This window comes from Aminobacter sp. NyZ550 (assembly GCF_025628925.2).
Classification (GTDB): domain Bacteria; phylum Pseudomonadota; class Alphaproteobacteria; order Rhizobiales; family Rhizobiaceae; genus Aminobacter; species Aminobacter ciceronei.
Genome location: NZ_CP114191.1, coordinates 203035 through 229871, shown reverse-complemented (window position 1 = coordinate 229871; position 26837 = coordinate 203035). Strand labels below are relative to the sequence as shown.

Here is a 26837-nt window from a genome sequence, read left to right as displayed (position 1 = left end):
CGAAAATGTCTGTCAGGCTGAAACAAGGTCGCGGCCAGGAATGGGCCATGACGGTGGTGGTTGCCGCACTCATCGTGCTGCTGTCCATCCTGCCGATGCTGCGCCTGATCCAGGAGATCTTTGCTCCCGGCGGGACGCTGTCCACCGCAGCGATCAGCGCCGGACTGACCAATGCGACGACCTGGGTCGCCACCGGCAACACGCTCGTGGTTGGCTTCTTCGGCACAGCTCTCGCCGTGATCCTGGGCACCTCCGTCGCGCTGCTCGTCACCCTCACCGACGTCCGGGGACGCAGCGCCTTCGTGCTCTGCTACGTCATGCCGCTGATGATCGCCCCGCAGGTGACGGCACTCGCCTGGCTGCAATTGTTCGGCCCGGCCAGCCCGCTGCTCAAGATGCTCGGCATCGCGCCCCCGCTCGGCAGCCGCAATCCGCTCTATTCGCCGGAGGGCATCATCCTGCTGCTCGGCGTGCAGTATGGCCCGCTGGTCTTCCTGCTCGTGCGCGCCGGTCTGCGCAAGCTGCCGCGCGAGCTGGTCGAGGCTGCCCGCGCCAGCGGCGCCGGCTGGTTCACCGTGCTGCGCACCATCGTGCTGCCGCTGATGACGCCGTCGGTCGTTGCGGCTGCGGCTTTGGCCTTCGTCTCCTGCGTCGGCAATTTCGGCATCCCCGCCTTCCTCGGCATCCCGGCCAACTATCTGGTGCTGCCGACGCTGATCTACCAGCGCCTCGCCGGCGGCGGCCCGGCCGTGCTCGGCGACGCCGCCTTCCTGTCGGTGCTGATCGGCCTCATCGCCATGGCGGGCATCCTCGCCCAGGAAGTGATGAGCCGGCGCCGCGACTACCGCATCAGCTCAACTTCGCTTGCTGCCGAACCCTACGAGCTTGGCAAGTGGCGGGTGCCGGTGCAGGTCGCGATGTGGTGCCTGATCGTGCTGATTCTGGTGCTGCCGCTGTTCGGCCTGCTGCTTTCGTCGCTGGTGCCCGGCTATGGCATCCCGCTCACCGCCGCCACCGCCACGCTCGACAATTATCGCTTCGTGCTGTTCGAATATGGCGCCGCCAGGCGCGCTTTCCTCAACAGTTTCGCACTGTCTCTCTCCGCAGCCGCCTTCGCCGTGCTGGTCGCCATCCCGGTCGCCTATCTCGTTGCCTGGAGCGGCAAGAAGTGGGTCAAGTATCTGAACCTCGCAGTCGAGTTGCCCTATGCCCTGCCGGGCGTGGTGTTGGCGATTGCGTCCTTGCTGATGTTCCTCAAGCCGATTCCGTTCACCGGCATCCAGATCTACAACACCGTCTGGATCATCCTTTACGCCTATCTCGCACGCTTCCTGGTCCTGGCGCTCAGGCCGACGATCTCCGGCTACCATCAGATCGACCGTGCGCTCGAGGAGGCGGCGCGGGTCGCAGGTGCCAGCCTGTTCACCCGCATGCGCACCATCATCTTCCCGCTCGTCGCACCGGCGGCCCTTGCCGGCGGTCTGCTCATCTTCATGACCGCACTCAGCGAGCTGACCGTCTCGGCGCTGCTGTGGTCATCAGGTTCCGAGACTATCGGTGTGCTGATGTTCTCTTTCGAGCAAGGCGGCGATTCCAACTACGCGTCGGCGATTTCGGCGATCACCGTGGCGATTACCTTCGTCCTTATGCTGCTGGCAAATCTGCTTGCCGCCCACCTACCCAGCGGAGTGCTCCCATGGCGGGATTGACCATCAACGGCGTTACCAAGACCTTCGGTGATTTCGACGCCGTCAAGGATGTCTCCATCGACGTCAGGGACGGCGAGTTCCTCGCTGTTCTCGGGCCGTCGGGTTGCGGCAAGACCACGCTTCTGCGGCTCGTCGCCGGTTTCGAGAACGTCACATCGGGCGACATCCGCATCGGCCGCGAAATCGTCTCGACCGCGCAAGGCTGTGTTCCGCCGGAAAAGCGGCGGGTCGGCATCGTCTTCCAGAATTACGCTTTGTGGCCGCACATGACGGTTGCCGAAAACATCGGCTATTCGCTGAAGGTCGCCAAGGTCGATGCAGAGACCCGCAAGCGCCGGGTCGAGGATGCCATGGCGCTGGTCGACCTCAAGGGTTTTGGCGACCGCCGCCCCGCCAATCTATCGGGTGGCCAGCGCCAGAGGGTCGCGCTCGCCCGCTGCCTGGTGGCGGCACCGTCGCTGGTGCTGTTCGACGAGCCGCTGGCCAATCTCGACGTCCACCTGCGCGCGGCCATGGAGGACGAGTTCGCCGCCTTCCACAAGCGTACCGGCACGACGATCGTCTACATTACCCACGACCAGGCCGAAGCCATGGCGCTGGCCGACCGCATCGCCGTCATGGACAATGGCCGCCTGGCCCAGCTCGCGGCTCCTCGCGATCTCTATCGTGAGCCGGCCAACGAGATGGTCGCGTCATTCATATCAGAGGGCATCGTTATCCCGGCCAAGGTGCTGATCCCGGCCGAAGGCGGCTATGTCAAGGTCGATGTGCTCGGCCAGGAGGTCGTGGTCCGCTGCCGTCCTGACGAGACGCGACGCGCCGAAGCCAGAATTTGCTGCCGGGCGCCTGAAATCTCGGCGGCGGCCCCGGACGAGCCGGGCATCGACGGCACGGTCAGGCGCGCGGTCTACAAGGGCGGCGTGGCACGCATCGAATTCGCCCCCGATGCCGATCCTTCGGTCGTGCTGCACTTCGAACAACCCGATCCCAATCCCTTCGAGGCCGGCGCCAGGGCCCGCGTCCGCATCGCTTCCGGCTGGCTCATCCCGGGCGGTGCCTCGGCATGAGCATGCGCATCGACCTCTGCGGTGGTTTCGGTGAGAAGGGACGCACCAGTGTTGGCGTGTCAGGCGGCGACCGGCGCATCCTGCTCGACGCCGGCATCAAAGTCGGCGCTTCCGGCGCGGAATACTATCCGGTGCTTCCTGCTGATGTCGGCGACATTGATGCAGTGCTGATTTCCCACGCCCACGAGGACCATGTCGGGGCGCTGAGCTGGTTGCTGGCGCAAGGCTATCGTGGCCGTATCCTGATGACGGCCGAGACGCGGGAGGAAGCTTCGGCAACGCTCGATGCCTATGCCGAGCCGGATGATTTCAAACGCTTTCCGCTTCCCGAGGAACAGATAGAACTTTTTGAGCCCGGCGACAGCCTGATCATCGGCGGGTTGACGATAGCGACGGGCCGCTCCGGCCATGTCGTCGGCGGTGTCTGGTTTGCCGTCGATGACGGCAGCCGCAAGGTCGTCTATTCCGCCGACGTCGTGCCTGACAGCAGCGTGTTCGTCATGGATTCGATGCCGCGTTGCGACCTTCTTGTGTTCGATGCGTCCTATGGCGCCGATCCGGTCAGCGGTACGGCACGTGCGCAAGCCATCGCCGAATGGGTCGCGGCCCGGCCCGGCGGCTGCCTGCTGCCGACGCCGCTTTCCGGCCGCTCGCTCGAGCTGATGGCCATTCTCGATGGCCCCTTTGCCATCCATGCCAGCATGCGGGCATCGCTCGCCGTCCAGATCGAGGCGAGGACGGCTCTTCATCCGACGATGGTCCCCCAGTTACGGCAGCGTCTGGCCAATGCCATTGACTGGCATTACGGCGATGCCTTGCCGGCCTGCCCGTTGCTCGCCGATGACGGCATGGGCAAGGCCGGGCCGTCGGCGATGCTTCTGCCGCTGGCGGACGCTGCCGGCTATCCCATCCTGCTCTCTGGCCACCTGCCGGCCGGTTCGCCGGGCGATGTGCTGCATGCTGCGGGTCGCGCCGACTGGATACGCATGCCGACGCACCCGACATTGTCGGGAAGCCTGGCCATCTGGGAAGGCGCTGGACGCCCGACAGCTTTCGGCCATTCTTGCCTGCCGGGCATGCTCGCCGAGCTTGCGCCCCACATGCCGTCGCTGCGCACAGGCCTGCGCACCGGCGACAGCTACACTCTAGCTGCCTGAGGTCCGCCATGAGAATCCTGATCTGCAACGACGACGGCATCGCTTCGCCGGGCCTTGCCCGCCTGGCGGCAGCGGCAGAGACCATCAGCGACGATGTCTGGGTCGTGGCGCCTGAACGCAAACACACCGCCGCGGGGGCCTCGCTGACCATGGCCGAGCCGCTCACCATGCGTCGTACCGCCGAGCGCTGGTACTCGTGCTCGGGTCGCCCGGCAGACTGCGTCGTGACCGCCATGACCTGGCTGCTTGCCGGCGACGGCAGGCCCGACCTCGTGCTCGGCGGCATCAATGACGGCCGCAACGTCGCCGAGGATCTCGCCTACTCCGGTACGCTTGGCATTGCCCGCGAGGCGAGCTTCTGGGACGTGCCGGCGATCGGCTTCTCGCAGGTCAAGTCGCCGGAAATCCGTGCCGGCAATGACGCCTGGCTCGGCGGCCTGATCGCCGACCTCTGGCGCAGGCGGGCTGATTGGGTGCTGGAGGGCCATTGGCTCAGCATCAACCTGCCGTCGTCGCTGCCGGCCGATATCCGCCAGCCAAGCATCGGTCGCGACAAGATCGCCCGGCGCTCCGAGGTCGTCGAACAGGATGGCGACCGCACCGTGCTCGTGGTGCCCCGCGGCCGTGAAAAAACAACAGTCGAGGGTGATGAGAACAGCACCATCGACGCCGGCTACATCACCATCAACCGTATCAACTGGTTCGGCGAGACGCGCCTTGCCGAGGGGTTTCTGAGGGCGCAATAGGTCGACATCGAGGCGCGTGCGGTTCGTACCGAGGTCACAGTCTCCGTCGCGCCAACAGCAGAAACAGCGCCAACGCACCGCTCATCAGGCTCAGTGCCAATGGCAGACCCTGATGTCCGATCAGTTGCATGGTGAGGCCGGTCGCGGGCGAGCCCGCGATGCCGCCAACGCCCCAGGCCAGTGCGAAGCCTGCATTGCCGGCGATCAGGGCCTGGCCGGCGAAGCGTTCGCCGAGCTGGATCAGCGCCATGGTGTAGATCCCGAACGATGCGCCGCCCCATAGAAACAGCATCGGCCAGATCAGCCACGCGTCGAAGACCAGCGGCAAAAGCAGGCAGCCGGCCAGGGACCCCAGCGCACAGAGCAGCATGGTCCGCGCCGCGCCAAACTGCTCGGCCAGCCGTCCGAGCAATATCTGCAGCAGGGCGTTTCCTGCGATGAAGCAGGTGATCAGCGAAGCGATCCTGCCCTCGGCGCTGCCAAGTGCTGCGCCATAAACCGCAAACAGGGAGATCAATGTCTGCTCGAAGGCTGCGGCGGTGAAAACCGCAAACAACAACAGCGGCGCAAGCGCGACGAAGCCGCCGATCGAAGCTGCGTCGCCGTTATGCGCCATCTTTGGCATGCGTTGTATGACAGCAAGCACGATTGTGCCGCAGACAAGGAATGCCACGATGCCGACCATGAAGGGCGGCCAGCCATCGGTGCCGACGAAGCCCAGGGATAGCGGGCCGATGGCGAAGCCGCCTGAGACGATCGACGAGTAGAGGCCCATGATGCGCCCACGGCGCGATGCCGGCGTGATCGCCAGCAGCCAGGTTTCGCTGATCACGTAAAGCGGATTGGCGAAGAAGCCGAGCAGGAAGCGCAGCGGCATCCAGGCCCAGACGTCCTGCATCAAGGCGATCGCCATCAGCGTCGTTGCCGCCAGCATCGAGCACAGGATCGCAAGCCGTCCCGCGCCGATGCGCTGCGTCAGCGCGGGTATGACAGGCGAAGAGACGATGAAGCCCAGCGGCGTCATCGCCGCCGACAGGCCGATCAGGCTCGGCTCTGTTCCTTGGCGTTCGAGGATGAAACTGAGCAGTGGATAGGTCAGCCCCTGTGCCACCGCAAACACCGTGACGGTGGCGATGACACCGGCCATCGCTTCCCATGGGACCTCTCGCCCCGATGTCGCGCTATCGGTCGTCATGCAGGCCTCGAAACGGGGCAAGCCACTCTCGGCTCCTCTGCAGGTGTTCGGGGTATTGGCGGTCAGGTGTCATCGGTCTTCTTCACGCCTGCCAGAAGTGCTTGGCGATCTCAGCCTCGACTTGTGGTGCCGTCAGGCCGATATCCTCGATCAAGTGGGAATCGGATTTCAATTTCTGCTCGAGTTCCCAGCGGAAGCGTATCCGCCAGCGCCAGTTGGCTATGGTGCCTGGCAGGACCGCCCATCTCGCTCGAGGGGAGGCAGATGTGTCCATGCAAATATCGTTCATGCCACCCTCCGTCTGGTGCTGGAGCTTCGACCTGGATGAGGATGACTTCTGCAGAAGACGAACGGCGTCGTCCTTAAGTCCCGCCAAATAGTTCCAAAAACTTCCAAACCGGCTATAGATGCGCTGCATGGGAGTGCGTTTCGCCTTTGGTCCGTTCTTGCTTGATCCGGATGCCGGAACGCTGCTCCGGAACGACGATCCCGTAGCCGTCAGCCATCGCGGGATGAAGCTGCTTGCAGCGCTGGTCGGGCGGTCGCGCGCGATCCTCGGCAAGGCCGAGTTGATGGACGCGGCCTGGCCCGGTACAACCGTTGAGGAGGGCAATCTCACCGTCCAGATCGCGCAGCTCAGGAAAATGCTCGGTCCTAAGGCCGACGGTGGCGAATGGATCTCCACGGTCCCGCGCGTCGGCTACCGCTTCCTGGGCAGGGTCGAGCAGCTTGGCGAAGCCGGGCGAAAACCCTTGCCGCTGCCCGACAGGCCGTCGATTGCCGTGTTGCCTTTCGTCAATGTCGGCGACGGTTCAGAGCAGGGGGCTTTCGCGGACGGCCTGACCGAAGACCTGATCACTGACCTGTCCAGGGTTCCAGGCCTGTTCGTCATCGCGCGCAACTCGTCCTTTGCCTACAAGGGGAGGGCGATGGATGTTCGCACGATCGCAAGCGAGCTCGGTGTGCGCTACCTGCTCGAGGGCAGTGCCCGGCGCGCTGCCGGGCGGGTGCGCATCAACGTCCAACTGGTCGATGCGGTGAGCGGCGATCATCTCTGGGCGGAGCGCTTCGACCGCAGCCTGGAAGATATCTTCGCCGTGCAGGACGAGGTCACGGGCAAGATCGTCGAGGCGTTGCTTGGCCGGTTGCGCACCCCGCCACCGCGCGTCCGGCCCAAAAACCTCGAGGCCTATGATCTGTGCGTCCGGGCACGCAAGCTGATGGACGATTCACCGCAAGCGGCGCGTGAAGCGCATCTGATGTTGTCGCGCGCGATCTCGCTCGATCCCGGTTACGCCGAGGCCCATCGCTGGCTCGCCATGAACCATTGGATGGGATGGGTGCACAGCGGCGGACCGGCGGAAGCCGCCCGCAAGATCGCGCTTAACCTTGCGCGCAAGGCTGTGGCGCTCGATCCCGGCGACGCCGGCTGCTGCTGGGTGCTGTCATATCTGCTGGCCTACGACAAAAGCTTCGCCGAGGCCGATGCGGAGTTCGCCAGAGCGATCGAGCTCGACCCGAACGAAGCCGACACCTGGGCTGCACTCTCCGACATCGCGATCCTTGCAGGACGGATCGAAGATGGCCTCGCTCACATCCACAAGGCGTTCCGGCTCAACCCGTTTCCGGCAGGCTGGTATTATCTGGTGCTTGGCCAGGCGCAGTATGCGGCCCGGGACTACGAGGCTGCCGCCGAGACGCTGCTCAAGGACGAGACCTATCGCACGAGCTCGCGCCGTTTCCTGGCGGCAAGCTTGGCCCAACTGGGCAGGCTCGACGAGGCACGTGCGGAAGCCGAACTGTTTCTTGTCGGCAACCCCGACTACACCACCCGCCACTGGGCCGCGACTGAGCCGTTCCGCGACGCCGCCACGCTTGCGCATTTCGTCGACGGTTTCTGCAAGGCGGGGCTTCCCGAGTGAGGCGCAAGTAGTTACCTGTCGCAATGTCGTCTGTAAAGTTCCATAAGACAGATTACGCGGCAATTGCTGTTGCCAGGGTGGTGGCCGCTGACGGACATTCGGCCACGCCGCCTGCCACTTCGAGGCGTCCGGCGCGTGTCTAGCGCAGCCTGGTGAGCACCACGTCACGACCGCGATCGCTGTTGAGCACGATCGCGTCGCTCCTGATGCGAACACTGTAGAGCCACGGCAGCACCCAGGGCGCGATACGCCATTGGTCGTGGATGTCGGTTTCGCTCGGGCGAGCGAGATACATGTCCGCATCGCATGCATCGAGCGAAAGCCGTGCCGTGCCAAAAGGCGATGTCACGCGCATGCTCCAGCGGCCGTCAACATTGTCGATGCTTGCGGTCAAGCCGCTCTCTGTGCTGCTGTACGTGCCAGACGGGTCGCTCCCGATTTGCCTTGGTGCTTCCACCCGTCGATAGCGCCTTGAACGGCCGAACGTTTCGGTTCGTATGGATCCGTCCGCTTCCAGCGAAAAGACAAATGCCGGCAGCGAACCACGGGCATGGAACTTACCCACTTCCGGTTCCTCCAGTGCCGAGACGCCCATGCTGCCGACGATTGCCGGCAGTCCGCCCGACTCCTCTAGACCAAAGACGCGGCCGCCATCGTCGGATCGCCAGAACCCGTAACGGGTCTCGAGGGATGCAATGCCTTCCGGCGAGAGCAGGCCGCCGGGGCTGCGGCCAAGCACGATGTCGAGCATGTCGCGCGCGAGCCCAAACGATGAAAAATCATCGTGATTGGACAAGACGATGATGGAGATGTCCTCCGACAGGTTGCGGAACGATTCCGAACGCGAGCCGGCGATCCAGCCGCCATGGCCGACGAGCGGAGCGCCCTTGTGGCATGTGTTGACGAGGCCTAGTCCATAGGGCGACGCGACGCCGTTGATCGTTACATAGGGCTTTCCCATGCGCTCGATCATCTCGGCTGTGCCGACCTTTGGCTCCCGCAGGTTTTGCTGCCAGATGATCATGTCCGCCAGGGTCGACACCAGGCCGCCTTCCCCGCCGATCGCAATGCCCCAGGCAGATTTGAGCCATTGGCCCTGTGGCCCACGCCGGTGATGATCCGCCAGACGGGGACGGACTTCGTCATCTCTCACCATCAGTTGCGTATCAGTCATCCCGAGGGGACCGGTGATGTAATGCTCAAGCGCCTCGTTGAAACTCTTGCCTGTTACCTTCTCGATCAGTTCGGACAGCAGGAGAAAGTTGGAATTGCTGTAGAGGAGGTCCGTCAGGGGCTCGAAATTGAGCCCCTGTTGCCGTGCGACGATCGCCTTTGCAGCCGACCTGGAGGACGGCGCGGTGATTGGAATACCGGCCATGATCATCGAATCCAGGATGTCGCGAATGCCGCTGGTGTTCGATGCCAGATGGCCAAGCGTCACCCGGCTGCCCCAATCGGGCAGCCATGGAAAGTGATCTCGTATGTCGTCTTCGAGCGAAAGCTTGCCCTCACTCTCCAGCATGAGGATCATCAGCACGGTGAACTGCTTGCTTTGGGACGCTATTCGCACCACCGAGCGGTCCGTCAGCGGCAGTCGATGGGCCAGGCTGGCAAGCCCCCTCGCCCGTTGATAGACAGGGCGGCCCTTGTGCAGAACAGCTACGGCGACGCCGGGGCCGTCGGGCGATGCTGCCTCGGAGATACATGCATCAAGCAATGCGACTTCGATTGATCCGAGCGATCCCGAACGCTGAGAAACAGACATTTGATGTTCCGCTAATATTCCGCGACAAGAAGCCTGTCCCCGTGAGGAACGGGGACAGGCGGTCCCTTACTTCTCCAGCGACACGTTCCAGAACGAGGCCCAAGGAGACGGCCAGAAACCCTTCAATCCGGGCGCCTTGGCCGAAAGTGCGCTAAAATTTCCAACCTTGATTATTGGTGCTTGCTCCATGATCAGCGACTGCACGGTGCCAAAAGCAGCAACGCGCTTCGCCGGATCGGCGGTGCCTGTCAGCGCCGTCATCGCATCCGCAATTTCTGGCGTGCTCCACCAGCCGACCGCCGTTGGAGAAAAGATATTGATCAGCGCCGGCTCAGCCAAGAACGGGCTGTGCGTGATGAAGATGTCCCACAATTCAGGATTCAGGATGCGCTGGGTCAGTGTCGCCCAATCGACGACCTCCATTTTCACGTCGAAACCAGCGAGCTTCAGGTATTCTGCAGCGACCAGCGCCATCTTGTAATGAAACTCGTACTGGCGGCTGGTCAGAATCCGCAGCGGCGTCGGCGTCGTCAGCCCGGCGTCGGTGAGCAGCTTCTTTGCTGCATCGGCATCGCCGACATCATAGTTGCCCTCAACACCGACGTTGCTATGCCATTGGTATCCCTCCGGATACATTGCGCCCTCGACAGCAAAGAATTTCGGGTCGCCAAAGGCGGCAGCGAGCATATCGCTTTCGCTGAGGGCCGCCTGCACGGCCTTTCTCACCTTTACGTCAGCGAGAACGCCTTGCTTGGCATTCATGCGCATCATCAGCCAACCGGAGTTCTGCAACAGAACCGCCTCTGACTTGCTGTCGGCGAGCCGGCCCATTTGTTCGACGGGCAGCGAGTCCGTATATGCAAATTGCCCCGCAATGGCCCCTTCGAGACGGGTGGAGGCGTCCGGTGCCGGAACGAACCTGATCTCGTCGAGATAAGCGATCCTCGCACCAGCATAACCGGAGCCTTCCTCGGCGCGCGGCTTGTATTTGTCAAAGCGCGTCAGCTGGATGTATTGATCCGGCTTGCGCTCCTTGAGTTGATAGGGGCCGGTGCCGATGACCTCGACCATCGGGTCTGCCTGCTTTTCGCTGGGCAGCATGATCGCGGCGGAATTGTTGAATGCAAGCAGAGCCGGCAGTGCTGAATAGGGCTTGGTCAGGGTGATACGAATTGTCGACTGATCGACAGCCTCGATCTGCTTGACGGTCGGAGCGATCTGCTTACCCCGGCCTGCGAGCTTCATCCAGCGGTCCAGGGAAGCGACGACGTCTGCGGCGTCGAACTGGGTGTCGTCGTGGAAGACGACGTCCTGGCGCAGCTTGATGGTGTACACGGTCCCATCGTCGTTCACCTCGGGCAAGCTCTCCGCCAGCAGCGGCGCGACATTCCAGTTCTTGTCGAAGGTAAAGAGCGTCTCGAAGATGTGCTGGCTGATCATGCCGACGAGATCTGTCGACGTAATCATCGCGTCGAGCGTTGGTGGCTCTCCAACCGTCGCGACATTGATGATGCCACCTTTGGTCGGCTCCGCATAAGCCGCAGATGCAGTTGAAAGCGCGGCCAACGCAGAAACAAGAGCCAGTCTCATCGTCATAATGCCAGTCCTCCCAGACTTCCAGTGTAATGGAATATATTCCATATTTTAGAGGCTAGGCTTTTGTCGGTTGTTGTCAAACCATTTCTGCCGATCCAGTGGCATTGATGCTTGGGCCAATGCACGTCGATCCCTCTTCGCCGAGCTCCTTCGGGGCGCGGAGGTTCGCCCGGTTAAGACCGGCCCTGATGGCATGGAACGGCGTGCCCACGCCCACACGGCCGTGAAGCTTGGCGTTGCGCTTCGGTTGTGGAGCGGCGCCGCGTCAGCGGTCCCTGATCTGGTGGAGCTGATGCCTGGACCGCGGCTGGATCTCGATATCGCCAGGCGACATGGCCTGCGTCTGGTCTTTCTGCCATGGTCGAACCTGCCGAGATATATTGTATATATATACTTAAATTTATGTGCATCTTAAAAGCAACTTCATGAATAGAGGATAGTTTGATAATTGATCACCTCCATAGGTCGCATGGGGGTGCGGTGTGGTCGCGTCAAGTATCTTTCCCGAGATGCAACAGACAGGTGCGAATGGCTCAAAAGTACAGACTCTCAATTATTCAGTCTCAGGTGATACGGACTCTGATAGCTTTAAATCTTGGCAACAGCTTCTGGCGTCGCTGTTCAGGGTGACGCGGCCGTTTCATCGGCGAGAGCATGGTTTTTTCGCCTCGCTGACCGTTTACCACCTAGGCTTGGCGCTGGTTCTGCACGGAAAGAGCGATGCCGTGCGCTACTCGCGATCCGATGCCTGGACCCTGCGCGATGACTTGGATCATCTTTTCATCCATGTCTGCAGCCAGGGCGGCGGCCATCTCAGGCGCGCCGGCGAGAACAGGCGACTGAACCATCTCGATGTCGGGATCGTCGACCTGGCAAGCCCGCTCGATTTCGTCGCCTATGCCAGCGAAAGCGTAAGCCTTGTGTTGCCGCGATCGCTCCTGTCGCCGACCACCGGCGAACTGGACAGGCAGCATGGCCGCATTCTGTTGCGGGACACCCCGGTTGGCGGTCTGCTTGGGCAGCACATCGTGACCTTGTGCCAGACGGCGCCACGGCTATGGCTCCACGAGGCGGTGGCGCTCGCTCGGGTGACGGCGAACCTGGCCGACACATGCCTGGGCATCGGCGCCGTCTCGTATCCGGCGCCCACGACGACGTCTCACGGCGGTCTCATGCGGTCCATCCGAGGTTACATCGAAGAGCGGCTGCATCAGCCGGAACTGGCGCCCGAAGAACTGGCCTCAGCGTTCCTCATTTCGCGAAGCCAACTCTATCGGTTGTTCGAGACATCTGGCGGCGTCAGGCACTACATCAGCCGCCGCCGCCTTCGCCGCGCGCTGCTCGACATCTGCAGCCCGGCCCTTCGCCATAGGCGTATCGGCGACATCGCCTACGATCTCGGCTTCAGGAATGAGGCTCATTTCAGCCGGATTTTCCACGACGCCTTCGGCAGTTCGCCCCGTGCCGCACGCGCTGCCAGCAAGCGCGGAGATGCTGAATGGCTCGCGGTCGCCTCTCCCGCACCGGGCGGTAATCAGTTGGAGCATTGGCTCAAAGAGTTGATGGCTGGGTGACCTACCCACAGGCGCCTCGCGGTGGAGAGCCAGCAGAGCTTGCTGGGACAGACAGACATGTTTTTGGGACGCCAGCCGGAGGACGGGCCTCCGAAATTGCGACAGATTATATTTAGCGGCGTGGCGAAAGGTTACTTAAAATACTACGAAATATTCTTGGAGCTAAACAAAAATTCTAAGTGTTTCGTGGAATTTAGGCGCGCTTCGCGGCGATTTCTGTTGTGTCTGATTTTTGTCAACCATAGTTCCAGGAGGCCAAAATGGCTAAGCTGCACATCTACAAGAAGGTCGGGAATACATGGACGAAGATCGCCAATGGTGACGGCACCGTCAGCACCGACGAGCCGTTCACGGTTACCTTGTCGTCAGGGTCCGTCACCAGCGGAAACACCTACGACATCAGGCAAGGCCAGTCGGTGACCGGCGACCTGTGCAATTGCACTGCGGTCAACGGCAAGAACGCGACCTTCAGCGCGGCGGCGGCCGACGAGGTGGAGACCTACGAACGGGATGTCGCACGGCAGAGCCTGGCGAGCTTCTACGCGGCCCTGGACGCGGTGTCCAAGGCAGTGACAATCCTTGTCGATCTCGATGACCTGGCCACGCTCAAGACCAACAACTACGCCATGTGCTTTGCCAAGAAGGTCGCCTCCGGCAGCGACGGCGGCAGCTACAACGTCGTCTGGCAGTCGCTGACCAAATATGTCTACAGCACTGCCTTCTCGTGGACGCCTCAATTCTCGCTGTTCGGTACCAATGTCTTCGCCGACACGGTGACGGTCACGGCGACAACCAACCAGCGGGCGCTCGGCCTCGGCCAGCAATGCCTGCTCGACACGAACGGTATCCTGCAGCCGCCGGCGACCGGCGGTCCAGTCACCGGTGTCTCCATGCAGAACCAGTTCGGCCTGATCCACCCGGCGCTGAGCCAGATCTCGACGCTGAACGGCGTCCAGCAGACGACGCCGCTCTACGTGGCGCCCAGCGGCATGGTTCAGGGCTCGGTGACGCTGACCCCGATCGACACCGTGATGGTGTGGTTCCAGCAGGACATCGCCACCTCGACGATGTTCAGTTCGGCTCGCTCCATGTCCACCGAGATCGACCTCACCTCGACCAACACCGCCACCCGCCTCTACAAGGGCGGCCAGTGGTCGACCCCATCCTGACCTGCAAAGACTCCCGGGCGGCGCTCGTCGCCCGGGAGGTCTTTCGCGGCAATGCAATACCCCCTCACCATCGTTCGGCGCTCGTCGCATCTGTCATGAAACCATCATGCTGTTGTCATCGCGCTGAAATCTCATTGCCCCAAACGAGGACCGCAATTCCGTTCAGGCAAAGAGGTTTCCCATGTCACGCAAGCTCCTGCTTTTGACGTCCGCGCTGGCGGCGTCCGCAGCCATCCCCGCTTATGCCGACCAGGCGTTCAACCGGATCGCCACCTTCCCGGTCGCAACCAATCTGCCGGCTGGCGTCGACGCCGCGACCCTGACCTCGTCGGAGATCATCGCCGCGACCGAAGACGGCATGACGCTGGTCTACTCCGACAGCCCGCTCGGCGCCGTCGGCTTCATCGACATCACCGACGCCAAGGCGCCGAAGGCTGCCGGTATCGTCAAGATCGAAGGCGAGCCGACTTCCGTCACGGTCCTGGGCGGCAAGGTCTTCGCCGGCGTCAACACATCGAAGACCAAGCAGGAGCCTTCGGGCAACCTGACCATTATCGACCTCGCCTCCAAGGCAATCGACGCCTCCTGCGATCTTGGCGGCCAGCCGGACTCGGTGGCGCTGAGCAAGGATGGCAAGTTCCTCGCCATTGCGATCGAAAACGAGCGCGACGAAGAGCTGAACGAAGGTGCGCTGCCGCAGCTGCCGGCCGGCAATCTGAAGATCGTCTCGTTGAAGGACGGTACCGCCGACTGTGCGTCGATCAGGACGGTCGACCTGACCGGTATCGCAGCGGTTGCGCCGGAAGATCCGGAGCCGGAATTCGTCGCCTTCAACGAAGCTGGAGAGATCGCCGTCACGCTGCAGGAAAACAACCACATCGCCATCGTGGATGCAGCATCGGGCAAGGTCGTCTCGCATTTTTCGGCAGGCGAAGTGACGCTCGAAAACGTCGATACCAAGAAGGATGGGGCGCTCAGCTTCACCGGCAAGGTCGAGAACGCTGTGCGCGAACCCGACGCGGTGAAGTGGCTCGACAATGATCGTCTCGTCGTTGCCAATGAAGGCGACTACAAGGGCGGTGCGCGCGGCTTCACCATCTTCTCCAAGTCAGGCGAAGTGCTCTACGAGTCCGGGCCATCCTTCGAATACCAGGCCGCCGCCGCCGGTCACTATCCCGACGCCCGCAACAAGAAGGGCATTGAGCCGGAAGGCCTGGAGTTCGCCCAGTTCGGCGGCCAGAAATACATCTTCGTTGCCGCCGAGCGGGCGTCGCTGATCGGCGTCTACAGAGACACCGGCAAGGAGCCGGAATTCGTCCAGCTGCTGCCCTCGGGCATCGGCCCCGAGGGCCTCGTCGCCATCCCGCAGCGCAACCTGCTGGTCACTGCCAACGAGACGGATCTCGTCGAGGACGGCCTCGCACGTTCGCATGTCATGGTCTATGAACTCGGCGAAGGTGCAGCCAACTATCCGCAGATCGTGGCAGCTCCCAACGAAGACGGCACGCCGCTCGGCTGGGGCGCACTTTCGGGTTTCGCCGCCGATCCCAAGGAAGCCGGCAAGCTCTATGCGGTGTCGGACTCGGTCTACCGCTCGGCGCCGGCGATCTTCACCGTCGATACGACCAAGACCCCTGCCCTGATCACCGCAAAGACCGTCGTCACGCGTGACGGCAAACCGGCGCAGAAGCTTGATCTCGAAGGCCTGGCACCGGATGGCAAGGGCGGCTTCTGGCTCGCCTCCGAAGGCCGTACCGACAAGCTGACCCCGCACGCCATCTTCAACGTCAACGCCAAGGGTGAGATCAAGGAAGAGATCGCGTTCCCGGCCGAGCTGCTGGCGCACGAGACACGCTTCGGCCTCGAAGGCATCACCACGCTTGGCGAAGGCGACGACCTGACCCTGGTCATGGCGATCCAGCGCGAATGGGCAGACGACCCCAAGGGCCAGGTCAAGCTCCTGGCCTACAAGCCCAAGGACAACGAATGGTCGGCGGTCCGCTATCCCCTCGACAAGACCGAGAAGGGCTGGGTCGGCCTGTCGGAAATCACCGCCCATGACGGCAAGCTGTTCATCGTCGAACGCGACAATCTGATCGGCCAGGAAGCTGTCAACAAGCGCATCTATTCAGTGGCGCTCGATGGCTTCAAGCCGGCCAAGCTCGGTGGCGAACTGCCGGTGGTGGCAAAGACCCTGGTGCGGGATCTCCTGCCCGACCTCAAAGCAAGCAACGGCTACGTCGTCGACAAGGTCGAGGGCTTTGCCATCGATGCGTCGGGCGAAGCCTTTGTCGTCACCGACAATGATGGTGTCGACGACTCTTCGGGCGAAACGCTGTTCATCCGCCTGGGCAACATCGCTGCCATCAACTGACAAGATGGCATGAGCCAAACGGAAAAGCCGCGGATTGATGCCGCGGCTTTTTCTGGTCCGGCTCAGCGGAAGTTACATGCTGCTCGGAGGTTCAGTCGATCTGCAAGACCAGCGCCGGATGCAACTTTTTCAGGTTCGGCAGCGACTTCGACTGCCATGGGATCTCGGAGCTGCCGCGCACGACGAGCTGCACGTCTGGGTGTTTGCGCACCTCGATGGTGAACTTGGCCAGAAGGTTGATGCCGGATGAGTTGAGAAACTCGAGGTCGGTCAGGTTGAGCGTCATCGTCTCAGGCTTTTCAGCCAGAATGGCGGTCATGACAGCCAGCACCGGCGCATAGGCTTCCGAGCCGGCAAGCCGCATGGAGCCATCGAAATAGATATCGCTGTTTTCGGTCCAGACGCGATAGTCATCGGTTCTTACTTCCATGTGCGCCTTCATTCTTTCCTAGTGAGCCTGCGAGATCGGGATCGTGGCGTAGGTCTCGACGTGCACCCGGTTGCTGGACTCAACCGGGCTGAAGATCCATGCCAGTCTGGCGCCATAGTCGCTCATCAGCGTCAGCAATCCAAGCCCCGAGCCGGTAGCATCGGGGTCGGCGGCATTCGCCTCGATTTGCTGGATCAAAAGGTCTCCCGGATCTCCTATGGTAATCTGGGAGAGAAGCTTCTGAAACGTTATCGCGGTCTTGTCTGCCACGACGTTGGAAACCTTCACCTTGAAATTGTTTGAGTCCATCGATGCTTCGACGATGATCTCGCCCGGCTCGCGAAACTTCACGGCATTCTCGATCAGCTCGTTGACGAGGTATCCAATGCTGTGGCGCACTTCCTTGTAGTCGTTTCGCGACGCGTGGAAGGGCAGCGCGAAAAGATCAGCGATGAAGTCCGAAGTCGTTGCGCAGTGGTGCCATTTCAGGTCCAGCGGCCCGTCAAACAACCTGACGCGGCTGATGTTGTCCCGCATGCCCATCGCAATGTCGGCCGGTCCATACATAGTTGTCATGTGCTCACCTGTGCCTCATGACGACGAGTGTAATGTCGTCGTGTATCTTCCGTGTGCCGATATACGCCATCAGGTCGTCGACAATTCCGCTCTTGATCTCTTCCGCGCTGCTACCGTAGCGTGATCGTGCACTTTCGCTGAGCCGGTCGAGGCCGAACAGTTTGCCGCCCGTTCCTTCAGCCTCGGTCACGCCGTCGGTGTGAAGAATGATGACGTCGCCGCTGCTGAACGGGATGTTGCGAGTGGCGACAAACGGCGAGATGTCCCGTTCGAGGCCGACCGGCAAGCCGAGGTCGAGCGTGTCGATGCGCTCGACCTTGCCCCCGTCGCGGACGACAAGCACCTCTTCATGCTGACCCGACAGAACCAGGCGCTCGTCTTCATAGTCGAGGAAGGCCAGTGACAGGTGCTTGTCGGAGTTGGTGCGCTCCAGGTTCTTGAAGATGGCGCGGTTCAAGCGGTCGAGGAACTGGCGGGGATTGTCCTCGCCGGTCTCCTGCAGCGCGCGTGCCACCGACTGCACCATCAGCATCAGCACGCCGCTCTCGAGACCGTGTCCAGTGACGTCGCCAATGCCGATCTTCAGGCGGTGCCCATCCTGTAGGACGTCGTAATAGTCGCCGCCGACCTCGTCTGCCGGCCGCATGTAGGCCGCGATCTCGATACCCGGGATCAGCGCCAGTTCGCGTGGCTTGGGCAGCACCATCATCTGGATCTGGCGCGCGACGTCGAGTTCGGCGCCGAGCCGCACATTTTCGCTGCGCAGCTTTTCGTTGAGCGTCGAGATTTCGACATTGGCGTCTTCGAGATCCCTGGTGCGCGCGTCAACCAGCTGCTCGAGGTTCTCTGTGTGGAAGCTGATCTGCTCGGCCATGCGGTTGAAGGCCACACCGACCTCGCCCACCTCATCCTTCGACGGGATGTTGACGCGGACGGAATAGTCCTTTGCCTGCAGCCTCCTGGCGCCAGCTGCAAGCGCGCTGAGGCCTGCCGTGATGCGCTTGGACAAGCCAAACACTGCGGCAAACACGATCATCAGTGAAACGATGATGGCCAGGAGCTGATAAAGCAGAATCCGGTTGGTCGCCTTCGAAATGCTGTCCTGCGCTGCAAACAGCGCAGCATAGATCTCGCGCTCGGGCACGACGATGCCGACCGACATCGCCTGTTTTTCGATAGGCCCGGTGGTCCATAGGTTTGTCGGCTTCAGCCCCTTCAGGACAACGATGTAAGGGACGTCCTCCCCGTCCTTCTCCAAGAGGACATGCTGAATCGCACCGTCATTGCTGCTGTCGAGGTCGAGGGTTGCGATCGCTGGTTGGGTGCTGGCACGCAGAGAGCGCTCGAGGCCGGTAACCCCGTCCGTGCCCTTTTCATTTGAGGAAACCAGCCCGATCGTCGCTTCGCTCTTCGCGTTGATGGCGACCACATTGCCGTTCGGCATCGTGAGGAAGCCGAAACCCGTTTCGGCGATCTTGACGTTCTCGACGATCTCGGCGAGCTGGTCGAGGGTGATATCGGCGCCGGCGGCACCTGCCACGCCCGTGCGGTCGCGCGTCCACAGCGGATGGAAAAAGCTGACGATCAGCTTGCCGGTGATCGCGTCGGTATAGGGCGCGGTCTGGGTGATGTCGTTGTCAGGGATGAAACGCGACGCCGGATCGAGCGCCCATTTCTGCCACGAGCCATAGATGCCGGGGAAAAAGAACTCCCAGAATTCCGAATTGTTGTGGCCGGGATAGAGGCGATCGAAAGTCTGCGCCTGGTCCGTATAAGGCGCCGTCCTGAAGATCGGGCGCTCCTTCGGGCCAATGTAATACATCTGCAGCTTTGACGAACCGCTGGTCAGCAGGCTAGGCGCGACGAGGTCGAGCACCGCGCTGTTTTCAATCTCATCCTGGACCGCCGGCAGCGGCTTGTGGTCGGGGCCAAGCAGGTAACCCCAGACGCTGACCACGGAAGGTGCGCCTGGCAGGTTCTGCGCCCACTGTCCCTTGGTGTCATAGACCACATTCACCGAGGCTGCGGCCTGGTTTGCCAGCGTGGCGCCGACCTGCTTCTGCCGGTCAGGGTCGTCGATCTGCCCTTGTATGACGCCGGCAAGCGTCTTGACGTCGGCATGGACCCGGTCGAGCAACAGGTCGACCCGCGACGCCGTCGACTCGGCATAGGAGCGGATATACTCCTGGTTTGCCGTCGTCAGGCCGGCGCCGACCTCGGAGGTCGCGTCCTGGGACAGCCGCTGCACGTTCCACAGCGCCAGGCCGCCGCTCATCAGCAGGTCGAACAGCACTGCTCCGCCCACCACCAGCACGAACTTCGCGCGGAAGGAATGCAGTCCGAAACGAGGGGTGTCCTGCATGTCCGTGCTCATAGTGGCTTCTGCCCTGAGGCAGCCCAGATTGGCCAACCGGCATACCCCTTCGGGTGGAGGGCGGCCGAGATGTGGTCCTTGAACCCTTGCCTGAACTGCTTGATGAACTCGCCGGAATCGCCGCGCTTGACGGCCATGTCGCCGGCATAGACGTCTTCCCATGCCGCGATCATATCGGCAAAGTCCTTCGGGTCGCCGTCGAGATTGGTGACCATGAACTGTTCGACGCGGATGTCGTCGAAGCCAGCATCGGCCAGATAGCGCCGGCTCTTGGGCCCGAGCTCGACGTCCATGTCGAAATGTTCGAACAGTTTGGCTACCTCGTTGTAGGTCCAGCGGATGCTTTCGCCGCGTGGTTCGCCCAGGCAGTGCGAGTTCTTCTCGTTGGTGATGTAGACCCGGCCACCCGGCTTGCAGATTCGGAACAGCTCCTTGAGGATCTGCGCCGGACGATTGAAGATCTGCAGCGAGTGCCGGCAGGTGACGAGATCGAACTGGTCGTCATCGAGCAGCATCTCGGAGGCATCGCCATAGGTGTATTCGATGCCGGTGATGTCGAACTCGCTGGCGACGTTGCGGGCGTAGGCCAGGCTCGACTTGGAGTGATCGAGGGCGACGATCCGCGACGGCTCGAACTCCTTCTGCACCAGCACCGCAAAATCACCGATGCCGCAGCAGATGTCGGCCATGACGATGCCCGGCCGCATGCCGTGACGCGGCAAGATAGAGCGTTCGTGACGCCAGGTCATCTTGGTCTGGGTCCGCAGGATGGGAATGAACCCACCCTCTTCTAGGAAGCTCTGGCCGGGGTAGAACTCGCTGTCATATTCCTCGACGGTGATACCCGGCTCGATCTTGCTGAGACGGCCGAATTTGCGCGTCGTCCAGCCAACGACGCTGGAGGTAATGACGACAAATCTCAGGTCCGGCCTGACCCGGCAGGCGTCGATGATGACGCGTGAAAAGGCATGGAACGCAGTGTTGTTCATCTGCGCGAGGCGTCTGACGTTGATGTAAAGCACGCCGCGGACGCTTTCGATGGATTCTTTCAGCAGGCCCAGGCTGGGCGCCAGCTCGTCAATCGTTTGCGGGCGTACCGACCCGGCAAGCGAGAATTCCTGGTTGTTCAGGTCGAAATGCGCCTTGAAGCGCCCTGAAATACTGGAAGGGGCAGGGTGCGCAGTCAATTTGCCAGGCCCCCGAGCGGGAGGTCGACAACGATCGTGACCGTATCGGCATCAACCTCTTCAAGCCGAAGCGTGGCGTTGTAGTTGACGGTCAGTTCGAGAAGCATCATGTCGCGGCTAGGCGCGACATCGCCTGAAAGCGAACTCAGGTAACGCGCCTGCCGGTCGGCACCCTGGACCCGCGCAATGGCAGCCTCCAGGAAGGTGTGCTCTTCCCGGCTGCAGGCAAACGTCAACTCGATTCGGTCAGTCTCGCCCAAGCGAGACAACCTGCACTCGAGTGCTCCGCCAGAATGACGCGTCCTGAAAGTGACCTCCAGCAATTCATTCAGTGCGGACGAAAAGAGATTGGAGAAAAGAACGGAGTCTGGTCTGTTATGGCTGATAGTACGCGCAAGGTAACTCGAAATGTAGTCGCAATGCGCCCAATTCGAAAGGAAAGATGCGATCTCCATGTCGACCTGGATCATCGTGCGAAAACTTGGTTCCGCATTCGCATCTTTCGTAGGCATGTCACCCTCTTACCGTTCTGGCCGTGCAACAGGGTTGCTCGGCTTATCTGCGGTGTCCGGCCCGAAGTCGGTGCGCCGTCACGCTATGCGTATGTATGGCCTTCTTCGCTTGCCCCGTCGAGGCAAGGTTGCAGGGTGTTGCCTGTCGTCATGATCGGTCTTGTTCTTGCGGCGCCTTCTGTTCCGCCGGCGGGCGGTCCGCAAACTCTCCCGTCGCGTCCGCCCCCATCGGCCGCCCCAGGAAGTTGCCCTGCAAGCAATCGCAGCCCTCTTCGATCAGCCAGTTTGCCTGGCCGGCCGTTTCGACCCCTTCCGCGGTGACGCTGATACCCAGGCCGTGTGCCAGGCTCATTACGGACCGGACGATGGCCTGGCTCTTGCGGTCGGCTACCAGGTCCTTGATGAAATACTGGTCGATCTTCAGCGTGTCGAACGGGAAATTCTTGAGATAGCTCAGCGACGAGTAGTGCGTGCCGAAGTCGTCGAGGGAAATCCGGATCCCCAGGACGTTCAACGTGTTCAGCGTGTCGAGGTTGTCGACTGTCTGCTCCAGCAGCACCGTTTCGGTGATTTCGAGCTCGATGCGGTCGGCGCGGATGCCGACCTTGTCGATGATGTGCGCCACGGTGTCGGTGAGCGAGCCACTCAGGAACTGCGCCGGCGACAGGTTGACCGCGACGTTCATGGACGATGGCCAGGTCATTGCCTGGCGGCAGGCCTCCTCGAGCACCCAACGGCCGATGTCGTCCATCAGGCCATCGGCCTCGGCGATCGGAATGAAGACGTTGGGCGGGATGAGGCCAACCTCGGGATGGTGCCATCGCAGCAGCGCCTCGAACCCGACTACCGTCGATGGCGGGCGGATGAGCGGCTGGTATTCGAGATAGAGTTCCTGCCGTTCCAGGGCCATACGCAGGCTTCGCCTAAGGTTCTCCCGTTGCTCCAGAAGCAGCATCATCGAGCGATTGAAGGTGCGGGCGCAGCCACGGCCGTCGCGCTTGGCGGCGTAGAGGGCGATGTCGGCCGCCCTCATGAGCTCCTCGCTCTCGGCGCCGTGCTGCGGGCCGAAGGCGATGCCGACACTCGCGCCGACAAACAGCGGAATGTCGTTGATGACGAACGGCGCCTTGAAGGCATCGACGATCGCCTGTGCCAGCCGCTCGGCCGCCATGGGCTGCTGCTTGCCGGCCTGGATGACGGCGAATTCGTCGCCGGCATATCTGTAGGCGGCTTCACCGTCCTGCAGCGCGCCGCGGATCCGGTTTGCCGCAAGCTGCAGCAAGGTGTCGCCGGTGCCGTGGCCAAGCGTGTCGTTGACCGATTTGAAATCGTCGAGGTCAATCTGCAGCAGCGCCGACTTGTCCCGGGAATCGCCGCTTTCCGTCAGAACCTCGTCCAGGCGCTCGCTGAAGCGGCGGCGGTTCTGCAATCCGGTCAGCGCATCATGCGTCGCTTGATGCTGCAAAAGCTTGACGCGATCCGCTTCTTCGGAGGCCGCACGGCCGTCCTGCCCCGCTTCGATGGTCTCGATGATGCCGACGCCATCGGCCATCCCGAAGCAGAAGATCACTCCTGCCGGCTGGCCCGACAAAGCCTTGAGCTTGATTCGCGTCGACGAGCCATCGCGCGCGGCGAGCTGCATCGCCGCACGAAGCTCGTTTTGGCCAAAGTTCGGGTAAATTTCCCACGCCACCGCGCCCGAGGTCATTGCGTTTCCGCGAATGCTCTTCAGTCGGGCCGAGCAGTCGGTCAGCCGGAATTCGCGGTCATAAAACGATACGAGATCGGTGGTGTTGGCGAGGAAACCTGCAAGACGTGCATCGCCGGTGATGGAGGCGTTCGAGAGCGCAGGCGCTCCGCCTCTTTTGCCCCCAGACTTTGGATACGCAAACCAATTCCAAAAGCGGTACAAGTCCGCATCTCCTTACCGCATGACGTAAAGTTAGCACAGCGGAACAAGGGCTTGCAAACACCCGGAGAACGAACTCCACAACCATCCGGCGACGTCAGCGATGTCAATACACTCAGCTAACAAGCGCAGAACGAATTGACGCTGCGATTGTGAATTGCCGCTTCCGGATCACAAAGCAGGAAGCTGGAAGGAACTGTTAACCACTGGCTTCCTATTGCTCGGGGGACGTTTCATCAGCGAGTCTTGAGCATGGGAAGCACGCGTTTGCCTCGAGTGAATTTTTCGAACCAAGTCTCGCACAATGACGGCCAGAATCGCCCGGAAAGCAAGGCAGACGGAACGCATGTGGCTTCGCCGGCCGATGGCCCTGGCTGGCAGGATTATTTCTTCCTCGCGCCCAATGTGCGCTTCACCCGCACGCCGGATTACGATGCCGCCAAGCGCCAAGCATATGAAGCGGCGGAGGCCGCCCACAATGAAGCCCAGGCGAACGCCGCCGGCCTCCAGCCGCTGACGGCCGAGCGCGCGACAGCTGTCGCACCTGTCGCAGTTCCGGCAAGACCGGCGACCGTGACGACGGGGGCCCAGGTCATCGAGGCCTTGCAGGCGCAAATCGCCAGCAGGATTGCCGCGCCGGTTCCACAGGCGCCCTCGCCCGTACGACAGCCCGTTGCAGCAGTGAACTCCGCCAACCCGCCAGTGCAAGCCGCAGCCAAGCTGGCCGGCGCCGGTGAATATGCGGCGGCCCAGCCCAAGAAGGCTCGGTGGTCCTATCTTTCCGATCACGCATTTTTCGAGCTGATGGCGCCGAGCACATCGGACGGTCCGTCACCGGTAGCCGCGGTTGCTACCGCCCGCCCCGCGCCGGTGCCGGTGCGAGTTGCGCCGGTACCTGTTGTCGCCAGGCAGGCCGAGATTGCCGCAGCCGAAATCACGGCGCTGTTCAGGGTCATCGAGTGCATTCCGACCCAACAGGTCAACACAGCGCCTGCAGCACCTGCCAACTCCAATGAGGTGAAGATCGAAGCTCCCACGATTGCCGAACGCGCTGAGCCCGCGTCGGTCGTCGCTGCCACGCCAGAACCAGTCACCATCGCCGAGCCGACGGCTCCCCTTCGCGCGGTGTCGCCATTGCCTCTGATGGGCAAGATCGTGCCGGCGACCACCGGCGATACCTACGAATTGCCCTCAGAGGAGTTGTTGCAGCTGCCGCCGGCAGGCCAGGGCTTCTACATGTCGCAGGAGCGGCTGGAGCAGAACGCCGACCTGCTGGAAAGCGTTCTCGAGGACTTTGGCGTGCGTGGCGAGATCATCCATGTTCGCCCGGGCCCTGTTGTGACGCTCTATGAATTCGAGCCGGCGCCGGGCGTGAAATCGTCGCGCGTGATCGGCCTTGCCGACGACATCGCCCGCTCGATGAGCGCGATCTCGGCGCGTGTCGCGGTCATCCCCGGCCGCAACGTCATCGGCATCGAACTGCCCAATGAGACGCGCGAGACGGTCTATTTCCGCGAGCTGATCGAATCGGACGGCTTCCGCAACACCGCCTGCAAGCTGGCGCTCTGCCTCGGCAAGACGATCGGCGGCGAGCCGGTCATCGCCGAACTCGCCAAGATGCCCCATCTGCTCGTCGCAGGCACCACCGGCTCGGGCAAGTCTGTCGCCATCAACACCATGATCCTGTCGCTGCTCTATCGGCTGAAGCCGGAAGAGTGCCGCCTGATCATGGTCGACCCGAAGATGCTGGAGCTCTCCATCTATGACGGCATCCCGCATCTGCTGACGCCTGTCGTCACCGATCCGAAGAAGGCGGTCACGGCACTCAAATGGGCAGTGCGCGAGATGGAGGATCGCTACCGCAAGATGGCGCGGCTCGGCGTGCGTAACATCGACGGCTACAACGAGCGTGCCGCGATCGCCCGCGACAAGGGCGAAACGGTGGTGATGCAGGTGCAGACCGGCTTCGAGAAGGGCACCGGCGTGCCGCTGTTCGAGGAGCAGGAAATCGACCTTGCCCCGATGCCCTATATCGTCGTCATCGTCGACGAGATGGCCGACCTGATGATGGTCGCCGGCAAGGAGATCGAAGGTGCGATCCAGCGCCTGGCGCAGATGGCACGTGCCGCCGGCATACATCTGATCATGGCAACCCAGCGACCCTCGGTCGACGTCATCACCGGCACCATCAAGGCCAACTTCCCGACCCGCATCTCGTTCCAGGTGACGTCCAAGATCGACAGCCGCACCATCCTTGGTGAGCAAGGCGCCGAACAACTGCTCGGCCAGGGCGATATGTTGCACATGGCCGGAGGCGGCCGCATCGCCCGCGTCCACGGCCCGTTCGTCTCGGACGCCGAGGTCGAGCATGTCGTCAATCACCTCAAGGCACAGGGACGTCCCGAGTATCTCGAGACCGTCACCGCCGACGAGGAGGACGAGGTGCCGGACGTCGATGACAGCCCGGTCTTCGACAAGGGCTCGGTCGCTGCCGAGGACGGCGATGCAATGTATGACGAGGCGGTGAAGGTGGTGCAGCGCGACAAGAAGTGCTCGACTTCCTATATCCAGCGCCGCCTCGGCATCGGCTACAACCGTGCTGCATCTTTGGTCGAGCGCATGGAAAAGGAAGGCCTCGTCGGCGCGCCGAACCATGTCGGCAAGCGCGAGATCATGGCCGGTCGCCGTGACCACTCGCAGACAAATGACGATCAGGAGTGATCGCAGGCCTTGTTGAAAGACAGGGCGGGGTGAACCGCCCCGTCCTTGCTCGCGCTACTTGATGGCCTGCAGCTTGTCGATCGCGGCGGTGAAGCCCGCCAGCGACACCGGGATCGCCACCGCCTTGCGCGTGACCGATTCCATGCCGACGTTCAGATTGGTGCCTGCCTTCATTGCCGTGATCAATTCCGGCGTCAGCGGTGCCGCGGCATAGGCGCCGTTCTGGTCGCTCGTCTGAATCGCGACGGTCACCTTCTCACCCTGGTCGATCTGGTAGGACGCGCCGGAGGGCAGGAACAGGCCGTGCGGCAGCGCAAGCAGCATGGCCAGGCCGCCTTTGTCGTTTTCCTTGCGAATAGTGACCGTCAACACGCGTTGACCTGTCTTCGACTCGGTCAGGTTCTGCGACACCTGGCATTGTAGTTCGTTGATCGTCGCACCGCTGGCGCAGTTGACCGCCCAGGGGTTGGCGTCGGCCGGCTTGGCTTCGACTGGGTTGGCTTCCTGCGCAAACGCGCTGCCGGCAAACAACAGTCCGATTGCGGCGGCCATCATGTTGATGATGCGACCTGGCTTTGTTGTTCGCGTGAACGTGGAGCGCATATTGCTTGCCTTTTCTGAGAAATCGACTTGGTGAACTGCGCAAAACTTATGCGCAAACAATCATATTAGGTGTTGCTTGACGGCAACATCTTTGTTTTTTGTGTGTGTACACGCGTTGGTAGCAAAGACTCCTCTTGCAAGTGCCGGGCATTGGCAGATCAATCGCAGCAACCAAGAACGCCCCCCTTGGATGGATGATCTATGCATTCGCGTTTGTTCCTGCCCGGAAACGCAAGACAAGCAGTGTCTAA

General features: G+C 62.1%; 20 protein-coding genes. 9 read left to right on the top strand and 11 right to left on the bottom strand.

Annotation, left to right across the window (positions count from 1 at the left end; all coding sequences use genetic code 11):
* Positions 1–5: 5 nt before the first annotated feature.
* The 4 genes from N7E70_RS28380 to N7E70_RS28365 are packed head-to-tail and all read left to right on the top strand — an operon-like array spanning position 6 to position 4679.
* On the top strand, positions 6–1709 hold the full coding sequence (locus tag N7E70_RS28380; RefSeq protein WP_263008261.1) for an ABC transporter permease: 1704 nt from the start codon (positions 6–8) through the stop codon (positions 1707–1709).
* Positions 1697–2776, top strand: a complete 1080-nt coding sequence (locus N7E70_RS28375; RefSeq protein WP_263008260.1) for an ABC transporter ATP-binding protein — start codon at positions 1697–1699, stop codon at positions 2774–2776. The genes N7E70_RS28380 and N7E70_RS28375 overlap by 13 nt, the downstream gene beginning before the upstream one ends.
* Positions 2773–3933 carry an MBL fold metallo-hydrolase gene (locus N7E70_RS28370; protein ID WP_442866539.1) on the top strand — a complete coding sequence of 387 codons (1161 nt, stop codon included), beginning with the start codon at positions 2773–2775 and terminating at the stop codon, positions 3931–3933. The genes N7E70_RS28375 and N7E70_RS28370 overlap by 4 nt, the downstream gene beginning before the upstream one ends.
* A gap of 8 nt (positions 3934–3941) precedes the next feature.
* On the top strand, positions 3942–4679 hold the full coding sequence (locus N7E70_RS28365; RefSeq protein WP_263008259.1) for a 5'/3'-nucleotidase SurE: 738 nt from the start codon (positions 3942–3944) through the stop codon (positions 4677–4679).
* 34 nt (positions 4680–4713) lie between these two features.
* On the opposite strand, the gene N7E70_RS28360 is transcribed toward N7E70_RS28365, so the two are convergent.
* Together N7E70_RS28360 and N7E70_RS30970 are read right to left on the bottom strand one after the other, a co-directional pair.
* Positions 4714–5874, bottom strand: a complete 1161-nt coding sequence (locus tag N7E70_RS28360; RefSeq protein WP_067968282.1) for an MFS transporter — start codon at positions 5872–5874, stop codon at positions 4714–4716.
* Between the two features lie 82 nt (positions 5875–5956).
* Positions 5957–6292, bottom strand: coding sequence for a DUF1127 domain-containing protein (locus N7E70_RS30970; RefSeq protein WP_376769265.1), 336 nt, complete (start codon positions 6290–6292; stop codon positions 5957–5959).
* Between N7E70_RS30970 and N7E70_RS28350 the strand changes: the two genes are divergently transcribed.
* Positions 6282–7796 (top strand): winged helix-turn-helix domain-containing tetratricopeptide repeat protein, encoded by a 1515-nt coding sequence (locus N7E70_RS28350; protein WP_263008258.1) that lies wholly within the window; start codon positions 6282–6284, stop codon positions 7794–7796. The genes N7E70_RS30970 and N7E70_RS28350 overlap by 11 nt on opposite strands.
* A gap of 139 nt (positions 7797–7935) precedes the next feature.
* Here N7E70_RS28350 and N7E70_RS28345 read toward each other — a convergent pair whose 3' ends face one another.
* A complete protein-coding gene (locus N7E70_RS28345) occupies positions 7936–9561 on the bottom strand; it encodes a serine hydrolase domain-containing protein (protein WP_263008257.1) in 1626 nt (541 codons plus the stop codon).
* 66 nt (positions 9562–9627) lie between these two features.
* Positions 9628–11157: an ABC transporter substrate-binding protein gene (locus N7E70_RS28340; protein WP_263008256.1), complete on the bottom strand. Its 1530-nt coding sequence runs from the start codon at positions 11155–11157 to the stop codon at positions 9628–9630.
* Positions 11158–11666: 509 nt separating this feature from the next.
* On the opposite strand from N7E70_RS28340, the gene N7E70_RS28335 reads away from it, so the two are divergent.
* The 3 genes from N7E70_RS28335 (at position 11667) to N7E70_RS28325 (ending at position 16274) form a co-directional block, all read left to right on the top strand.
* The gene (locus N7E70_RS28335) at positions 11667–12731 is read left to right on the top strand and encodes a helix-turn-helix domain-containing protein (RefSeq protein ID WP_263008255.1); all 1065 of its coding nucleotides are present in this window, start codon (positions 11667–11669) and stop codon (positions 12729–12731) included.
* A gap of 260 nt (positions 12732–12991) precedes the next feature.
* Positions 12992–13900: a hypothetical protein gene (locus N7E70_RS28330; RefSeq protein WP_157097251.1), complete on the top strand. Its 909-nt coding sequence runs from the start codon at positions 12992–12994 to the stop codon at positions 13898–13900.
* A gap of 181 nt (positions 13901–14081) precedes the next feature.
* Positions 14082–16274 carry an esterase-like activity of phytase family protein gene (locus N7E70_RS28325; protein WP_263008254.1) on the top strand — a complete coding sequence of 731 codons (2193 nt, stop codon included), beginning with the start codon at positions 14082–14084 and terminating at the stop codon, positions 16272–16274.
* A 91-nt stretch (positions 16275–16365) separates the two neighbouring features.
* Here N7E70_RS28325 and N7E70_RS28320 read toward each other — a convergent pair whose 3' ends face one another.
* The 6 genes from N7E70_RS28320 to N7E70_RS28295 all read right to left on the bottom strand — a co-directional run bounded on the left by N7E70_RS28320 (position 16366) and on the right by N7E70_RS28295 (position 23061).
* Complete coding sequence (locus N7E70_RS28320; protein WP_263008253.1) at positions 16366–16704, bottom strand: slr1659 superfamily regulator; 339 nt, start codon at positions 16702–16704, stop codon at positions 16366–16368.
* An 18-nt stretch (positions 16705–16722) separates the two neighbouring features.
* Entirely contained in the window at positions 16723–17280 is a 558-nt protein-coding gene (locus N7E70_RS28315) for a slr1658 superfamily regulator (RefSeq protein WP_067968307.1), read from the bottom strand.
* Positions 17281–17284: 4 nt separating this feature from the next.
* The gene (locus N7E70_RS28310) at positions 17285–19642 is read right to left on the bottom strand and encodes a SpoIIE family protein phosphatase (protein ID WP_442866538.1); all 2358 of its coding nucleotides are present in this window, start codon (positions 19640–19642) and stop codon (positions 17285–17287) included.
* Between the two features lie 8 nt (positions 19643–19650).
* A complete protein-coding gene (locus N7E70_RS28305; RefSeq protein WP_263008251.1) occupies positions 19651–20841 on the bottom strand; it encodes a class I SAM-dependent methyltransferase in 1191 nt (396 codons plus the stop codon).
* The gene (locus N7E70_RS28300; protein WP_263008250.1) at positions 20838–21353 is read right to left on the bottom strand and encodes a ubiquinone biosynthesis methyltransferase UbiE; all 516 of its coding nucleotides are present in this window, start codon (positions 21351–21353) and stop codon (positions 20838–20840) included. The genes N7E70_RS28305 and N7E70_RS28300 overlap by 4 nt, the downstream gene beginning before the upstream one ends.
* A 148-nt stretch (positions 21354–21501) precedes the next feature.
* Positions 21502–23061, bottom strand: a complete 1560-nt coding sequence (locus N7E70_RS28295; protein ID WP_263008249.1) for a putative bifunctional diguanylate cyclase/phosphodiesterase — start codon at positions 23059–23061, stop codon at positions 21502–21504.
* Between the two features lie 453 nt (positions 23062–23514).
* Here N7E70_RS28295 and N7E70_RS28290 point away from each other — a divergent pair, with 453 nt between their 5' ends.
* Entirely contained in the window at positions 23515–25983 is a 2469-nt protein-coding gene (locus tag N7E70_RS28290; protein ID WP_442866537.1) for a DNA translocase FtsK, read from the top strand.
* A gap of 54 nt (positions 25984–26037) precedes the next feature.
* Here N7E70_RS28290 and N7E70_RS28285 read toward each other — a convergent pair whose 3' ends face one another.
* Positions 26038–26586 carry an invasion associated locus B family protein gene (locus tag N7E70_RS28285; protein ID WP_192320671.1) on the bottom strand — a complete coding sequence of 183 codons (549 nt, stop codon included), beginning with the start codon at positions 26584–26586 and terminating at the stop codon, positions 26038–26040.
* Positions 26587–26837 lie beyond the last annotated feature (251 nt).

Bases quoted from the DNA above. Each gene is read 5' to 3' on its own strand.
- N7E70_RS28330 (WP_157097251.1), top strand. From the start codon at position 12,992: ATGGCTAAGCTGCACATCTACAAGAAGGTCGGGAATACATGGACGAAG.
- N7E70_RS28310 (WP_442866538.1), bottom strand. From the start codon at position 19,642: ATGCAGGACACCCCTCGTTTCGGACTGCATTCCTTCCGCGCGAAGTTC.
- N7E70_RS28350 (WP_263008258.1), top strand. From the start codon at position 6,282: ATGCGCTGCATGGGAGTGCGTTTCGCCTTTGGTCCGTTCTTGCTTGAT.
- N7E70_RS28320 (WP_263008253.1), bottom strand. From the start codon at position 16,704: ATGGAAGTAAGAACCGATGACTATCGCGTCTGGACCGAAAACAGCGAT.
- N7E70_RS28335 (WP_263008255.1), top strand. From the start codon at position 11,667: ATGCAACAGACAGGTGCGAATGGCTCAAAAGTACAGACTCTCAATTAT.
- N7E70_RS28375 (WP_263008260.1), top strand. From the start codon at position 1,697: ATGGCGGGATTGACCATCAACGGCGTTACCAAGACCTTCGGTGATTTC.
- N7E70_RS28370 (WP_442866539.1), top strand. From the start codon at position 2,773: ATGAGCATGCGCATCGACCTCTGCGGTGGTTTCGGTGAGAAGGGACGC.
- N7E70_RS30970 (WP_376769265.1), bottom strand. From the start codon at position 6,292: ATGCAGCGCATCTATAGCCGGTTTGGAAGTTTTTGGAACTATTTGGCG.
- N7E70_RS28340 (WP_263008256.1), bottom strand. From the start codon at position 11,157: ATGACGATGAGACTGGCTCTTGTTTCTGCGTTGGCCGCGCTTTCAACT.
- N7E70_RS28300 (WP_263008250.1), bottom strand. From the start codon at position 21,353: ATGCCTACGAAAGATGCGAATGCGGAACCAAGTTTTCGCACGATGATC.
- N7E70_RS28380 (WP_263008261.1), top strand. From the start codon at position 6: ATGTCTGTCAGGCTGAAACAAGGTCGCGGCCAGGAATGGGCCATGACG.
- N7E70_RS28345 (WP_263008257.1), bottom strand. From the start codon at position 9,561: ATGTCTGTTTCTCAGCGTTCGGGATCGCTCGGATCAATCGAAGTCGCA.
- N7E70_RS28365 (WP_263008259.1), top strand. From the start codon at position 3,942: ATGAGAATCCTGATCTGCAACGACGACGGCATCGCTTCGCCGGGCCTT.
- N7E70_RS28325 (WP_263008254.1), top strand. From the start codon at position 14,082: ATGTCACGCAAGCTCCTGCTTTTGACGTCCGCGCTGGCGGCGTCCGCA.
- N7E70_RS28285 (WP_192320671.1), bottom strand. From the start codon at position 26,586: ATGCGCTCCACGTTCACGCGAACAACAAAGCCAGGTCGCATCATCAAC.
- N7E70_RS28295 (WP_263008249.1), bottom strand. From the start codon at position 23,061: ATGACCTCGGGCGCGGTGGCGTGGGAAATTTACCCGAACTTTGGCCAA.
- N7E70_RS28315 (WP_067968307.1), bottom strand. From the start codon at position 17,280: ATGACAACTATGTATGGACCGGCCGACATTGCGATGGGCATGCGGGAC.
- N7E70_RS28360 (WP_067968282.1), bottom strand. From the start codon at position 5,874: ATGACGACCGATAGCGCGACATCGGGGCGAGAGGTCCCATGGGAAGCG.
- N7E70_RS28290 (WP_442866537.1), top strand. From the start codon at position 23,515: ATGGGAAGCACGCGTTTGCCTCGAGTGAATTTTTCGAACCAAGTCTCG.